Source organism: Aliiroseovarius sp. ABM4_368 (assembly GCF_056161205.1).
This window is the reverse complement of the sequence record NZ_JBSWYR010000001.1, coordinates 167,613-181,446: the sequence shown is the minus strand read 5'-3', so window position 1 is coordinate 181,446 and position 13,834 is coordinate 167,613. Positions and strand designations below refer to the sequence as shown.

The 13,834-nt window shown below is 59.0% G+C and carries 19 protein-coding genes; 9 read left to right on the top strand and 10 right to left on the bottom strand.

Annotated features, from left to right (window positions below; genetic code table 11):
- Positions 1-6: 6 nt before the first annotated feature.
- Positions 7-423, top strand: a complete 417-nt coding sequence (locus tag ACXAH3_RS00950) for an OsmC family protein (protein ID WP_474860191.1) — start codon at positions 7-9, stop codon at positions 421-423.
- Between the two features lie 43 nt (positions 424-466).
- Here the strand turns inward: ACXAH3_RS00950 and ACXAH3_RS00945 are convergent, their stop codons facing one another.
- Positions 467-1,459, bottom strand: a complete 993-nt coding sequence (locus ACXAH3_RS00945) for an adenosine kinase (RefSeq protein ID WP_474860190.1) — start codon at positions 1,457-1,459, stop codon at positions 467-469.
- Positions 1,456-2,100 carry an endonuclease III gene (gene nth, locus ACXAH3_RS00940; protein WP_474860189.1) on the bottom strand — a complete coding sequence of 215 codons (645 nt, stop codon included), beginning with the start codon at positions 2,098-2,100 and terminating at the stop codon, positions 1,456-1,458. The genes ACXAH3_RS00945 and nth overlap by 4 nt, the downstream gene beginning before the upstream one ends.
- A gap of 114 nt (positions 2,101-2,214) precedes the next feature.
- On the opposite strand from nth, the gene ACXAH3_RS00935 reads away from it, so the two are divergent.
- The 3 genes from ACXAH3_RS00935 (at position 2,215) to ACXAH3_RS00925 (ending at position 4,735) form a co-directional block, all read left to right on the top strand.
- Positions 2,215-3,075, top strand: a complete 861-nt coding sequence (locus ACXAH3_RS00935) for a bifunctional helix-turn-helix domain-containing protein/methylated-DNA--[protein]-cysteine S-methyltransferase (protein WP_474860188.1) — start codon at positions 2,215-2,217, stop codon at positions 3,073-3,075.
- A 112-nt stretch (positions 3,076-3,187) separates the two neighbouring features.
- The gene (locus tag ACXAH3_RS00930) at positions 3,188-3,853 is read left to right on the top strand and encodes a YiaD family glycine zipper/OmpA-like lipoprotein (protein ID WP_474860187.1); all 666 of its coding nucleotides are present in this window, start codon (positions 3,188-3,190) and stop codon (positions 3,851-3,853) included.
- A 126-nt stretch (positions 3,854-3,979) separates the two neighbouring features.
- The gene (locus tag ACXAH3_RS00925; RefSeq protein WP_474860186.1) at positions 3,980-4,735 is read left to right on the top strand and encodes a FadR/GntR family transcriptional regulator; all 756 of its coding nucleotides are present in this window, start codon (positions 3,980-3,982) and stop codon (positions 4,733-4,735) included.
- An 82-nt stretch (positions 4,736-4,817) separates the two neighbouring features.
- Here ACXAH3_RS00925 and ACXAH3_RS00920 read toward each other — a convergent pair whose 3' ends face one another.
- The 5 genes from ACXAH3_RS00920 to ACXAH3_RS00900 all read right to left on the bottom strand — a co-directional run bounded on the left by ACXAH3_RS00920 (position 4,818) and on the right by ACXAH3_RS00900 (position 7,495).
- The gene (locus ACXAH3_RS00920; protein WP_474860185.1) at positions 4,818-5,378 is read right to left on the bottom strand and encodes a F0F1 ATP synthase subunit B; all 561 of its coding nucleotides are present in this window, start codon (positions 5,376-5,378) and stop codon (positions 4,818-4,820) included.
- A gap of 4 nt (positions 5,379-5,382) precedes the next feature.
- Positions 5,383-5,934 carry a F0F1 ATP synthase subunit B' gene (locus ACXAH3_RS00915; protein ID WP_474860184.1) on the bottom strand — a complete coding sequence of 184 codons (552 nt, stop codon included), beginning with the start codon at positions 5,932-5,934 and terminating at the stop codon, positions 5,383-5,385.
- A gap of 76 nt (positions 5,935-6,010) precedes the next feature.
- Positions 6,011-6,247 carry a F0F1 ATP synthase subunit C gene (locus tag ACXAH3_RS00910; protein WP_055188564.1) on the bottom strand — a complete coding sequence of 79 codons (237 nt, stop codon included), beginning with the start codon at positions 6,245-6,247 and terminating at the stop codon, positions 6,011-6,013.
- Positions 6,248-6,306: 59 nt separating this feature from the next.
- The gene (locus ACXAH3_RS00905; protein WP_474861134.1) at positions 6,307-7,116 is read right to left on the bottom strand and encodes a F0F1 ATP synthase subunit A; all 810 of its coding nucleotides are present in this window, start codon (positions 7,114-7,116) and stop codon (positions 6,307-6,309) included.
- 40 nt (positions 7,117-7,156) lie between these two features.
- Positions 7,157-7,495 (bottom strand): AtpZ/AtpI family protein, encoded by a 339-nt coding sequence (locus ACXAH3_RS00900; RefSeq protein WP_474860183.1) that lies wholly within the window; start codon positions 7,493-7,495, stop codon positions 7,157-7,159.
- 230 nt (positions 7,496-7,725) lie between these two features.
- Here ACXAH3_RS00900 and ACXAH3_RS00895 point away from each other — a divergent pair, with 230 nt between their 5' ends.
- A complete protein-coding gene (locus ACXAH3_RS00895; protein ID WP_474860182.1) occupies positions 7,726-8,061 on the top strand; it encodes an ArsR/SmtB family transcription factor in 336 nt (111 codons plus the stop codon).
- Positions 8,062-8,222: 161 nt separating this feature from the next.
- On the opposite strand, the gene ACXAH3_RS00890 is transcribed toward ACXAH3_RS00895, so the two are convergent.
- Entirely contained in the window at positions 8,223-9,116 is an 894-nt protein-coding gene (locus ACXAH3_RS00890; RefSeq protein ID WP_474860181.1) for a LysR family transcriptional regulator, read from the bottom strand.
- A gap of 122 nt (positions 9,117-9,238) precedes the next feature.
- On the opposite strand from ACXAH3_RS00890, the gene ACXAH3_RS00885 reads away from it, so the two are divergent.
- Entirely contained in the window at positions 9,239-9,799 is a 561-nt protein-coding gene (locus tag ACXAH3_RS00885; RefSeq protein WP_474860180.1) for an FMN-dependent NADH-azoreductase, read from the top strand.
- Between the two features lie 101 nt (positions 9,800-9,900).
- Positions 9,901-10,614 carry an SOS response-associated peptidase gene (locus tag ACXAH3_RS00880; RefSeq protein WP_474860179.1) on the top strand — a complete coding sequence of 238 codons (714 nt, stop codon included), beginning with the start codon at positions 9,901-9,903 and terminating at the stop codon, positions 10,612-10,614.
- A gap of 62 nt (positions 10,615-10,676) precedes the next feature.
- Here ACXAH3_RS00880 and ACXAH3_RS00875 read toward each other — a convergent pair whose 3' ends face one another.
- Positions 10,677-11,261, bottom strand: a complete 585-nt coding sequence (locus tag ACXAH3_RS00875) for a hypothetical protein (protein ID WP_474860178.1) — start codon at positions 11,259-11,261, stop codon at positions 10,677-10,679.
- Between the two features lie 212 nt (positions 11,262-11,473).
- Between ACXAH3_RS00875 and infC the strand changes: the two genes are divergently transcribed.
- Together infC and ACXAH3_RS00865 are read left to right on the top strand one after the other, a co-directional pair.
- On the top strand, positions 11,474-12,019 hold the full coding sequence (infC, locus tag ACXAH3_RS00870) for a translation initiation factor IF-3 (protein ID WP_474861133.1): 546 nt from the start codon (positions 11,474-11,476) through the stop codon (positions 12,017-12,019).
- 79 nt (positions 12,020-12,098) lie between these two features.
- Positions 12,099-12,719, top strand: coding sequence for a trimeric intracellular cation channel family protein (locus tag ACXAH3_RS00865; protein WP_474860177.1), 621 nt, complete (start codon positions 12,099-12,101; stop codon positions 12,717-12,719).
- Here ACXAH3_RS00865 and ACXAH3_RS00860 read toward each other — a convergent pair.
- Entirely contained in the window at positions 12,716-13,732 is a 1,017-nt protein-coding gene (locus tag ACXAH3_RS00860; RefSeq protein WP_474860176.1) for an XdhC family protein, read from the bottom strand. The genes ACXAH3_RS00865 and ACXAH3_RS00860 overlap by 4 nt on opposite strands.
- Between the last annotated feature and the right edge of the window lie 102 nt (positions 13,733-13,834).

Below are 13,834 nucleotides of genomic sequence, written 5' to 3'. Positions count from 1 at the left end.
AAACACATGAAAGCGCGCGTAAAATGGGCCGAAGCCCGTACCTTTATTGGCACCTCGGGCACGGGCCATAACATCGTTCTGGGCACCGGCCATGACGGCGCAGGTACACCCGGCCCAAGCCCGATGGAGCTTCTTCTGATTGGGACGGCGGGCTGTTCAGCCTATGACGTTGTGTCGATCCTTCAAAAACAGCGCCAGCGGATTGAGGATGTCGATATCGAAGTCGATGCCGAACGGGCCGAAACCGACCCGAAGGTCTTTACCAAGATCCACCTGCATTTCATTGTCAAAGGGCGTGGGGTCAGCGCGGACAAGGTCGAACGGGCAATCGCGCTGTCGGTGGACAAATATTGTTCCGCGTCCGCGATGATGGCCGCGATAGCCACTGTGACCCACGACTTCGAAGTCGAAGATACCGAATAAAGAAAGCCCGGATCACAGGATCCGGGCTTTTTCACGACTAGGCTTAAATCAGCCCCTTTTCACGGAACAGCGCTGGCAGATTGCGATCTGCCCGCGGCCCAACATGGCGGATCACCTCTCCTGCCACGGTGCAGCCCATCTCGCCGCAAACACGCATGTCAGCGCCGGTGGCTAAGCCGTACAGGAACCCGGCGGCAAACCCATCACCTGCACCGGTAGCATCAACCGGGATAATACGTTCAACCGGCACGTCCACGCGTTCGCCGCCTGCAAGGATCGACACGCCGTCGCCCGAACGTGTGCAAGCCACAAGTGGGCAGATCTTGGCGGTTTTGGCCATCGCCTCTTCCAGATCATCGGTCTGGAACAGAGACTTCAGCTCTTCTTCATTGCCGATCACATAATCCAGCTCGTGCTCGATCAGCGTCAGGAAGTCGGTGCGGTGGCGTTCCACGCAGAACGGGTCGGAAATCGCGATACCCGCTTTGCCGCCTGCTGCGCGACAGGCGCGGGCCATGGCGATGAACGCCTCTTTCCCTTTGTCCTTGTCGAACAGATAGCCTTCCAGAAACACGATCTCGGCGTCTGCGGCGACTTCGTGGTCCACGTCCTCGGGGCCAAGTTCAGCCGAGATGCCCAGATAAGTATTCATCGACCGCTCGCCATCCGGCGACACAAAAATCATCGAGCGCGAGGTCGGCAGTTCGCCCCCCGGCACCGGCGCGTTTACAAAGCGCGTGCCGTCCATCTCCATCGCATCAGCATAGAAATGCCCCAGTGCATCATCATGCACTCGGCCAACAAACCCAGTGGTCAGGCCCAGATTGCCGATCCCGGCAATGGTGTTCGCAACTGAACCGCCCGCCGCTTGCTTGCGTTCTCTCATCGCGGCATAGAGCACCTCGGCCCGGTCTTTTTCGACCAGCTGCATGATGCCTTTCTCGATGCCCATCAGTTCTAGAAAACTGTCATCAGCGGTGGTGATCACGTCGACAACCGCGTTGCCGATCCCGACAACCTTGTACTTTTTCGTCATAAGTTCTTTTCCTCGAAGGGACAAAGGTCCCGAATAATGCAGTTTCCGCACATTGGCTTGCGGGCCTTGCAGGTATAGCGCCCATGCAGGATCAGCCAGTGATGGGCATGTTGTTGAAAGTCGGCGGGGATGTTGTCTTCGATGGCACGTTCGACCGCATCGACGTTTTTGCCAACCGCGATGCCGGTGCGATTGCCGACGCGAAAGATATGAGTGTCGACCGCCTGCGCGGGCACGCCCCACCACATGTTCAAAACCACGTTGGCGGTCTTGCGCCCCACGCCGGGCAGCGATTGCAGGGCAGCGCGCGAGTTCGGCACCTCGCCGCCATAGTCGTCCACCAAGATCTGGCTCAGCTTCATCACGTTCTTGGCCTTTTGGCGAAACAGCCCGATGGTCTTGATGTGCTCGGTTAGCCCTTCAAGCCCCAGATCCAGCATCTTCTGCGGCGTATCCGCCACCTTGAACAGTTCACGCGTGGCCTTGTTTACCCCCACATCGGTCGCCTGCGCCGACAAAGCCACCGCAACGACCAGCGTATAGACATTCACATGCTCCAGCTCGCCCTTGGGTTCGGCTTCTTGTTCCTTGAAGCGTTCAAAGATCTCGCGGATCTGGTGATATCCGAGTTGTTTTGCCATCGCGCCCATCCGTTTCCACCGATTGTCTTACGCCAGCCGCGCGCAATGCGCAATTTCCGGGTCGCTTGTGGATGCAAATCGCGGCACTCTGATCACATAACCTGTGAGGCCATGATGACACCGACTGAAGACAGCTATCATTACAACGTGATCCGCCGCGCGATTGACGAGATTGACGCAGCTGGCGGCGAGACACTGTCGCTGGACACATTGGCGGCCAAGATGGGCATGTCGCCTGCGCATTTCCAGCGCGTGTTCTCGCGCTGGGTCGGCGTGTCTCCGAAACGCTATCAGCAGTTTCTGACGCTGGGCCACGCCAAGACGCTGCTGGCCGAACGGTTTTCGACCTTGGACACCGCACAATCGGTAGGACTGTCAGGCCAAGGGCGGCTCCATGATCTTTTCCTGCGGTGGGAAGCGATGAGCCCCGGTGAATTCGCCAAGAAGGGCGAAGGGTTGACGATCTATTGGGGCTGGTTTGACAGCCCGTTCGGGGTGTCACTGGTGATGGGTACGGAACGCGGGATTTGCGGGATTGGCTTTGCCGACGAGGCGGGGGTTGACGAAACCTTCGAAGACCTGACCTCGCGCTGGCCCAACGCCACTTTCATCGAAGACCCGTCCTTCCTGGGGGGTTGGGTTCAGGCGGCCTATGACACGGAACTGGGCGCAGATGGGAAGACACCGCTGCACCTGATCGGCTCGCCCTTGCAAATCAAAGTGTGGGAGGCTTTGCTGTCCATCCCATCGGGCCATGTCACTACCTATGGGCAGATCGCCGAGAAGATCGGCCAGCCTCGCGCAGTGCGTGCCGTCGGCACCGCCGTCGGGCGCAACCCGGTCAGTTGGCTGATCCCCTGCCACCGCGCCCTGCGCAAGTCCGGCGCACTGGGGGGCTATCACTGGGGGCTGCCTGTGAAACGTGCGCTTCTGGCGTGGGAAAGCGCCGAACTGGAGCAGGATCGCGCTGGGTGACATCAGCAGAAGCGTCTGTTTTTCGCCAAGTTTCCCCATAACAGGGCCTTGTTATTCGATAACAGAGCCCCTTTCTGTATGGAAAGCAAGAAATAAACTCGAGGACAGCAGTATGCACCCAAGACATATGATTCTCTCGTTCGGCCTGATTGCCGGACTTGCCACCAGCGCCTGCACATCGCCGACGCAAAGCCCAACGTCGAATATGGGACCACGGACCCAGAACGGCGCAGCCATCGGAGCCATTGCAGGCGGCCTTTTTGGCGCCACACGCAAGGGTGACGGAAAGCTTGGCAAAGCAGCCGTAGGCGCGGTTATTGGCGGCGTGCTTGGCGGCGCGATTGGTCAACAACTGGACAAGCAGGCAGGCGACTTGCGCGAAGCCATCGACAATGATGACGTGAAGATCGTCAACACGGGCAACGAGCTGATCGTGACCATGCCACAGGACATCCTGTTCGCCACAGACAGCAGCCAAATCAGCCCCGCGCTGCAAGGCGATCTGGGCGCGTTGTCGCGCAACCTGATGCAATACCCGAACTCGGTCGTCGAGGTTCAGGGCCACACCGACAACGTGGGCAGCGCGGATTACAACATGTCGCTGTCGCGCAGCCGTGCGGCCTCGGTTGCGTCGGTGCTGTTTGCCAATGGCGTGCCCAGCGGGCGCGTTGTGACCGTTGGGTACGGCGAAGACCGCCCGGTGGCATCGAACCTTGATGCCTATGGCCGCCAGCAGAACCGTCGGGTCGAGATTGTAATCCGTCCGACCACGACCTGATTTTCGCAGGTTTCGTGAAATTCACACAGAAAGCCGGGCCATGTGCCCGGCTTTTTTGTTTGAGGGTAGCGTCCGGATGTGGTCATATAATCTGACCAATTTAAACAAGACGTCGAAGAGACCTGAATGCCCTTCCAAAAAATCTCTGCCAGCAAGCTTTCCAAATCCGTGGTCGAGCAGATCGAACTGCTCATCCTGCGGGGAGTGCTGCGCCCCGGCGAACGGCTGCCCTCCGAACGGGATTTGGCGGACCGCCTTGGCGTGTCACGCCCATCCTTACGCGATGCGCTGGCCGAGCTTGAGGATTCTGGGTTGTTGGAGCGACGCGCCGGAGCCGGGATCTTTATTTCAGACGATCTGGACAGCTCGTTCTCCCCCGCCCTTACCAGTCTTTTTTCGCGCCATGACGAAGCGGTATATGACTATATCTCATTGCGCCGAGATATGGAGGGACTGGCCGCAGAACGTGCCGCGCAGTTCGCATCGGACACAGATCTGGCTGTAATAAACGAGATCTTCCTGAAAATGGAAAAGGCACCCGAAGGTCAGGGCGCGGATCTGGACAGCGATTTCCACATGGCGATCATCGAAGCCAGCCACAACGTATTGATGGTTCACATGATGCGGGCGATGTACGACCTGTTAAGGCAAGGTGTCCTCTACAGCCGGCAGGTGGTTATCCAGATCACCAACACCCGCACGGATCTGCTTGAACAACACCGCGCCATCAATGACGCATTGCAAGCACGCGATCCAGAAGCGGCTCGGTCAGCGGTCGAAACGCATATGGATCATGTCGTACAGTCCTATATCGACCTACGTCGAACCGAACGCAACGAAGAGATCGCACAGCAGCGGCTGGACTATGAGATACATCGCTAGTCCGATCAAACCAGACAGGTCCCAGAATTGAAAAACCCGGCCATTGGGCCGGGTTTTTCGGAAGTCGTAGGTTAAAGCCCGCTTAGTGCAGCTTGGCTTCCACGTCTTTGATAGCTTCGTCGATCAGCTTGTTGCCGTCGGTTGCAGTCATCTGTTTCGCGATCATGTCGCGGGCAGCGCCCACGGCGACCTGAACAGCACTGTCGCGCACCTCTTTCACGGCAGCAGCCTCAGCCGATGCGATCTGGTCTTCAGCAGCGGCCAGACGGCGCGCGATCGAAGCTTTCAGATCTTCTTTGGCCTGAGCCGCAGCGTTAGCTGCTTCTTCCTTGGCATGCGAAACAATACGATCCGCCTGCTCGGCCACTTCCTTTTGCTTGCGCTCGTAAGACGCCAGAATGGTCTGGGCTTCTTCACGCAGGGCACGGGCTTCTTCAAGTTCCGACTTGATGCCGTCAGCACGTTTGTCAAGCTGGCCGCCCAACAGTTTGTGCACGCCCATGTAACCAAGGAAGGTTACGAACAGCAGGAATGCCAGCGTAACAACCAGGTTGGTGTTCGAAAGATCGGTCCAGCCAGCGTCGCCTGCGGCAAATGCCGGGGCTGCCATCAGAACCAAGGGAAGAACTGTAAATTTCTTCATCAGTTTACCCTTTCATCCGTGCGGTCACAGCCGCAGTTACCGACTTGGCATCCGCCTTATAGCCCATCGAGCCCAGGATTTCCTTAACGGCATCCTTGGAGACGACCTTGATGCTGTCGACAGCTCCGGCGCGGATCTCGTTGATCGCGACTTCGCTTTCGGCAGCCTTGGCAGCGATCTCGGCATCTGCCTTGGCGGCAGCGGCATCCAGATCAGCCTGAATGTCAGCGCGGGCTTCAGCGACAATCTTGTTCGCTTCTGCACGGGCATCAGCCAGGGCCTTGTTGTAAGCTTCTTCGGCTTCGACAGCCTTCTGCTTCAGCTCTTCGGCAGCAGCCAGATCGTTTGTGATCGTGCGTTGACGCTCGGACAGCACAGCCTCGATACGGGGCAGTGCGATCTTGGTCAGGACGAAGTAGATCACGATCAGCGTCACCACCAGCCAGAAGATCTGGTTCCCGAAGGTCGAGAAATCCAGCTGCGGCATGCCAGCAGCTTCGGCGGCGCCGTGAGCGTCCCCGTGTGCTGCGTCTGTGCTATGTGTGTTACTTGCCATGTCTTAAGTCCTCTGGAACCGAGTTACTTGGGGCGACGCGCGGACGCCTCGCCCCGGCGTAAGGATGGTTCAGGTCTTAGACAGCAAACATCAGCAGCAGAGCGACCAGGAACGAGAAGATGCCCAGGGCTTCTGCAAATGCGATACCGATGAACAGGGTCGCAGTCTGAGCGGCAGCTGCCGACGGGTTGCGCAGAGCACCGGCCAGGAAGTTACCAGCAACGTGGCCAACACCGATAGCGGCGGCACCCGAACCGATAGCTGCCAGACCTGCACCGATGAATTGACCCATTTGAGCGATATTGCCTTCCATTTTCGTTTCTCCTTACGTTGGAATGCTTGAATTAGGTGAGTGAGCGGGCTGCAACCGTCTTAGTGCGACGGATGCAGAGCGTCTTTCAGATATACGCAGGTCAGGATGGTGAACACGTAAGCCTGAATGAAGGCAACGAGCACTTCCAGTGCGTAGACGGCCGAGATGGCCAAGATCGGCAGGAAGCTGAACATGCCCAAGGCAGCAGCGAAACCGGCGAATACTTTGATAACCGCGTGACCAGCCATCACGTTACCAGCCAAACGAATAGAGTGGCTGACGGGGCGCACGAAGTACGAGATCAGTTCGATGATCGCCAGGATCGGGCGCAGCGGCAGCGGAGCAGCCGAGACCCAGAACAGACCCAAAAAACCAGCGCCGTTCTTGACGAAGCCCAGCACGGTAACAAAGACGAACACGATCATGGCCAGAACCGCGGTTACGGCGATGTGGCTGGTCGAGGTGAACGAGGTCGGGATCAGACCCAGGAAGTTGGCGAACAGGATGAACATGAACAGGGTCATGATGCCGGGGAAGTACTTCACGGCGTCCTTGCCGGCCACATCCTCGACCATCTTGTAAACAAAGCCGTATGCCATTTCGGCAACCGACTGGCTGCGGGTTGGCACAATGGCGCGGCCACGCGAACCGACAACCAAAAGCAGGACGATACCGATGATGGCCAACACCATCCACAGGGTCATGTTGGTCACTGTGAACAGGCCAATTTTGCCGTGACCGTCACCGAACAGCGGCTTGATCTCGAACTGATCCATCGGATGGATCGCCAGACCGGGATGCGCGGGCGAGAACAGTACACCTGACAGCAGAACCACTGCCAGAACGGCAAAGAATGCAATCTTGATGATCGGGCCTGCACCCTGTTTTGCGCCTTGTTCAGCCACGTTCCTATCCCTCTTTCTTGTCAGAGACCTGCGTATCGGACGCATCCTCTGCTTTCTTCTGCATCTGAGCCGCGGTTGCCAGCATGACTTTCATCCCTGCCGCGAAGCCCAACATTATAAACAGCACCATGAATATCGGCTTGGTCCCAAAAAGACTGTCCAGCCCGTATCCGATGCCAAAGCCGATCACCAGACCGACTGTAAGCTCTATGACCATCTGCCAAGCGAACGACGCTTGGTTATAGGCCTCATCCCCGGTTTTCGCTTCTTCCTCTTCCCCTTTCGCCGCCTTCAGGCGGGCTTCGAGCTCTTTTAAGCGCTCGGGATCGGGGTGGTCGGACACGAAAAATCCTCCGGTGACGTTCAAGGGGAGTGCTAAGGCGTGTGAGGCAATGAGTCAACGGCGTTTAGCGCCAACAGGGAAGCTCGCAAGTATCTGATATTATTGCACTTAAATCTCGACGCAGATTCCCACCTGCCACGAACGCCGCCCGACGCCCCCTCAAACACGTCAGTTGCGCTTATTTAACCGATTGGTTGACGATGGCGCGTCCGCACCCTAGGCCCATAGACATGGAAACCCGTCTTGACCTTGTCTTCGCCGCCCTGTCGGACCCGACGCGCCGCGCCATCCTGACCATGCTTCTGGAAGATGACATGGCGGTCACGGATGTGGCCGAACCGTTCGAGATGTCGCTGGCGGCGATCTCGAAACACCTGACGATTCTGTCGCGCGCAGGACTAATCACGCAGGAAAAACGCGGCCGGGTGAAATGGTGCAAGCTGGACCCCAGCGCGCTGCGCGAGGCGTCAGTCTGGATGCAGGGCTTTGGGCAGTTCGAACCGGTTAATCTGGACGCGTTTGAACGTTTCCTAGAGGAAGAACTACGCGATGATGCGACTGGTTAAGCCGTCCGGCATGTTCTTGTCATAAATATCTTGGGGTACGAAAGCTTCCCGGAAACTGTCCGGGGGACAGTTTCGCCTGAGAACGGGCAGAGCCCAAGCCGCAGGCGCAAGGGGGCAATGCGCCCTTCACCATGCTCATAGATCAGACCAAGCCCCCTAAGTCAGCTGGGCAAGCTGATCGCCGGGTCCGTTTCCGCCCAGACCTTGGCCGCCTCTTTCAAGCATGTCAGCACTGCCTGTACCTTCGCGGTGCGGTGCAAGTCGACATGGGTGACCAACCAGAACTCGGACTGCCATTCCGGCTGGGGCGGCATTACCTCGATCAATTCGGGGAACTCGCCGCGGGCAGCGAAGCCAAGGCCTGCGCCCGCGCGCAAAGCCTGCTGCGAGGAAATGTCATCAGTGACGCGGAACGTAACATTCTCGTCCGGGATATGTTCGTGCATCCAACGTACAAACGGCGCGCGCGAACCGAAGTCATCGCCACCGATAAAACGGTGCTGGTCCAACGTGTCCTCGGTCGGCATTCCATAGCGTTTGACATAATCGGGCGCCGCATAGAGCGAGAGATCCATATTCAAGAAGCGCTGCGCCACGTTGTCGGGTTCTTGCGGTGCTTGGCCGGCGCGGACGGCCACATGCGCCTCGCCATATTCTAGCCGGAACAGGCGCAATCCGGTGCGCAAACGGACCAATGTATTGGGGTGCGCGTGCTGGAAGTCGGCCAGAACCGGGGTCAGGCGCGGGGAAAACGTGGCCAACGCGGTGACGACCACCTCGCCCGAAACATCATCCCCCTGCCCTTTCAGGCGCGCGCCAAGCTGGATGAACTGCTCTTCCGTCGCGGATGCGATGCGCGCCAGATCGGCCCCAGCCTCGGTCGGGGTATAGCCACGCGCGTGGCGTTGAAACAGCTTCACACCCATCCGCTCTTCCAGCGCGTCCACATGGCGGATCACCGTGGCGTGGTGGATGCCCAGACTGTCCGCCGCCCCACTGACCGTGCCCGCGCGCGCCACGTGGCAGGCGGTGCGAATTTCATCCCAATGGTCCATTGACCCTCCAATCCGGTCGCCATGTGCGCAATCGCACAGATGCTGTTGATTAACTCAGATTGCGTTACGAAATGCAAGGTCACACATTCCCCTCAACAGACACACAGACCCGGAGACACCTCATGCAAATCCTTCGTATCGACAGCTCGGCCCGCACAGACGGATCCGTTTCGCGCAAACTGGCCGATGACGTTCTGGCCCGTCACCCTAGCGCCACCGTGACCACCCGTGACCTGGCCGCTGGCATCCCTCATATCGACGAGGGCTTCACCCGCGCCACCTTCACCCCGCCCGAGGCGCGTTCGGACGCAGATAAAGCCGCCCTTGCCCTGTCCGACGATATTGTGGCCGAAGTTCAGGCGGCTGATCTGATCGTCATTTCCATGCCAGTCTATAACTTCTCGATCCCCTCGAGCCTGAAAGCGTGGATCGACCATCTGGCCCGCGTTGGCGTGACCTTCCATTATACGGAAAACGGCCCGGTTGGATTGTTAGAAGGCAAGCGCGTGATCGTGGTCAGCGCATCGGGTGGGACACCGGTTGGTGCGGATTTTGAATTCGCATCGCCCTATCTGAGGCATGTACTGGGCTTCTTAGGCTTGAAAGATGTGTCCTTTGTCGGGGCCGCGGGCGAGGCTGGTCTGTCCGAAGCAGAAGACGCCATTCAGGCGCTGGCCGCCTGACCCGATTACCCACTCACGGACGCAAAACGGGGCCACATTCGGCCCCGTTTTCTTTTTTCTCCCGCATGGACAGCCCGCCCGATTAGGGGCAAAGTTTCCCAATGTGTGGAAGACTGATCGCAGGCGACATGACTCAGGCCCAGATGGCGGCCATTATCGAGGGGTTTATCTATCCAAGCCGATCCGTCGTGATCGCAAGTGACGCCCCACCTGCCGCGACGGGGTATAATGTGAAGCCCACGCAGCAAGTGAACATCCTGTTTCCGCAAGGGGAAAGCCTGATCGCCTCGACTGCGCGCTGGTGGTTGGTGCCGCATTGGTTCAAAGGGCGTGCCGAGGACTGGAAAGCCACCACCTTCAACGCCAAGATTGAAACTGCGCACGAAAAACCGACATTTCGCGAGGCGTGGCGCCATGGACGCTGTGTTATCCCCGCGCTGGGGTATTATGAATGGAGCGGCCCGAAATCAGACCGGCAACCGAACTACATTTCATTGCAACAGAATGATCCGGTGACGCTGTTCGCAGGCTTGCGCAGCACATTGGCCGATGGGCAAGAGACCTGCACCATCCTGACGCGCTCAGCCTTGCCCGAAATCCATGACCTGCACCCGCGCATGCCTGTACTGCTTTCGGCCGAGGAAGCGGCACAGTGGATGGATCATTCTGCCCCGGATGACGAGATCCGCGAGGGGTTCGGCACTCATTGGACAGGGCGGTTCCAATCGCATCAAGTTGCAAAGTTCGGCATCAAAGATGACGGACCGCGATTGATCGAGCCCATCGGCACCGGCAGTTTCGACTTCGGAGACTGAGCAAGAGAAAGCGCCGCGCGGGGCGAACCCGCGCGGCGCTTCTGTTCATAAAGACCGGTAACTTACAGGCCCAGAGCAGCTTTGATCTGATCCAGCGCGACCTGCAGGACTGCCGGGTTGTCAGCGGCAGCGTTTGCAGCCGATTTCAGCGCGGCTTTGGTGCCGTCATCCAGCGAAGATCCATCAATCAGCTCACCTACTTTGGCAGCGTCGAACCCTTCCGGCGTCAGCAGGTTCGTGGCCATATCCATAACGCCACCTTCTTCAGTGACAGCACCAACAGCGTCCGAAACTGCGTCACCAACGGCTTCCGCAGCGCCTTCAACGGCGTCGGTTGCGGCAGCAGCGGCGGCCTCTGCGGCAGCAGCAGCTTCTGCAGCGGCTGCTTCGGCGGCAGCTTGGGCAGCTTCTTCAGCAGCGGCGGCTTCAGCAGCGGCTGCCTCTTCTGCGGCTTTGGCTTCGGCTTCAGCTTTTGCAGCAGCTTCCGCAGCAGCAGCAGCGGCGGCTTCTTCAGCGGCCTTGGCTTCGGCTGCGGCAACAGCAGCAGCTTCTTCTGCCTCGATTTTGGCTTGATTGCCTTCGTACCACTTGTACCCGCCAAATGCGGCAACAGCCGCAACCACAAGCGCGATAATGGATTTGTTCATGTCAACATCCTTGTTAGTCATCTGCACAAGGCCAACCGAATGGCCCTGTCATCACGAAGGGATGTGCGCCCTCGACCGGTAAGGTGCAAGGGGAGTTTCCCGGTTTCGGCATCAAAACGCTTAGAAAACCCAAACTACCGGGTTGAAAGCGGGGCGGCGCACCTTTACCTTTCGCGTCCATAGTTTAGCGAAACGACAGAAGGAATGGCACAATAGCCCGCAGACCTCATAACGCGCCCCCGACGCGCGACACCGGCCCCCGCATCAATGACCGCATCCGGGCCCCGGAAATCCGCCTGATTGGCGCTGAAGGCGAAAACGTTGGGGTTGTGGCCCCTGCGCGCGGCCTTGCTATGGCGCAAGAAGCAGGTTTGGATCTGGTCGAGATCTCGCCCAATGCCAATCCTCCCGTCTGCAAGATCATGGATTTCGGCAAGTTCAAATACGAACAGCAAAAGCGCGAATCCGAGGCCCGCAAGAAGCAAAAGACGATCGAGGTCAAAGAGGTCAAGTTCCGTCCGAACACCGACACGCATGACTATGACGTTAAAATGCGCAACGTGGTGAAGTTCCTGGAAAAAGGCGACAAGGTCAAAGTGACCCTGCGCTTCCGTGGCCGCGAAATGGCCCACCAGAACCTTGGCCGCGAGCTGCTGTTGCGTGTAGCGGAAGACATCAAAGAACTGGGCAAAGTGGAAAACATGCCCAAGATGGAAGGCCGCCAGATGGTCATGATGATCGGTCCGCTGCCGAAGTAATCCCATCTGATACAGTGTTTGAAACGCCCTGCACTTGCGGGGCGTTTTCTTTTTGGGGCCGCGCCACTAGGTTGGCCAAATGGAAGAGCTTTCATTTATCACCCTCCCCCTTGCGTTGCTGGCAACGGCTGTGATGGCGGCCTCGGCCTCGATCCAGGCGCACCGGGCGGATATGGACGCGTTTGGCGCGACGGTTCTGGCGATTGCGACGGGGATGGGTGGCGGCACGTTGCGCGATCTGTTTTTGGGCCTGACGCCAGTCTTCTGGATCAATGATCTGCGCTATATGATGGTAGCCATTCCCGTAGCACTTTTGGGCTTTCTGTTGGCCAGCAGGATCTCCCATGGCTCGGGCCAGCGCCTAAGCGTGCTTTTGCATCTGGATGCAATCGGGCTGGCGCTATTCACCCTGACCGGTGCGCATGTGGCACTGACGGCGGGCGTTCATCCGTTAATGGCTATCGTTCTGGGCTGCATCACCGGCACGGCAGGCGGCATGATCCGAGATCTTCTGTGCAACATGACGCCCAGCCTGCTGAAGGAAGACCTCTACGCCACGATTTCACTGGCCGGGGGCGGCATCTTCATCATCCTTCTGCCAATAATCGGCGAAACCCCGGCCCTTGCGGCCAGCTTCCTGTCCATGCTGTTGGCGCGGGTCGTGGTCTTGGCACGCACCCGTGCGGCAGGCGCGCCCTAGCGCGGTCGACGATGACGGGCCACAAGCTCGGCCATAATAGAGACGGCGATTTCCGCTGGTCCCAACGCGCCAATATCCAACCCGACGGGGCCGTGAATACGACGCAGTTCTTCGGGGCCATATCCGCGCGCAGACAGTCGCTCCAATCGTTGCCCCTGCGTGCGACGTGATCCCAAAGCGCCGATATAGAACGCGTCCGAGTTGAACCCAGCCTCAAGCGCCGGGTCGTCGATTTTCGGGTCATGGGCCAGCGTCACAATGGCGGTGCGATGGTCGATGCCGATCATCGGCAGCACGTCGTCGGGGTAGTCTTCAAAGATCGTCACACCGGGGAAACGATCTGTCGTCGCGAAGGCTCCGCGTGGGTCGATCAGAACCACGTCGAACCCGACAATCTGCGCCATGGGGATCAGTGCCTGAGCGACATGGACGGCCCCGGCGATAATCAGACGCAGGGGAGGTTCGTGCGTGTGGATGTAAAGCCCGTCGACAATTCCGATCTCAACCTCGCTTTCACGCGAGTCACGTAGTCGCCGCGCCCAGCCGCCCAATGCAACCTCATACGTCATGCGGGTCCGCGCGGCGCGGGCGGCGACCAGTTGTTCCAGCAGAGCCACCGGCATTCCATACCCCGCGCCCAAGCCCTCGCCCACGGGTTCGACCAACACTTTGATCTCGCCGCCGCAGGCAAGCCCGGCGGAAAACGCATCCTCGCCCGACACGCCGAACTCTAGCAAATCCGGTAGGCCCGTGCGCAGCGTCTCTTGCGCCTCGATCACCACCGCGCCTTCGACGCATCCGCCGGACACCGAGCCCTCGATTTGCCCACTGTCGGCAATCAGCATTTGACTGCCACTGGGCCTGGGCGCGCTGCCCCATGTGGACACCACCGTGGCAATCGCAACCTGCCGTCCTTGGGCGATCCAGTCCAGCGCCAGTTCGGGGATGCGGTCGAAAGTGGATGGGGACTGGGTCACGGCGGCCTCGTGCTTGGTTTCGCCGAATGTGGGCACTTCCGCACGAACCTGCAAGGGAAAGAGCTGCCATCTCGCCGCCAAACATCAGGATCGAACCGACACCAACGGCCAGCAGGATGGCTTTCGTCGGGTCCAACG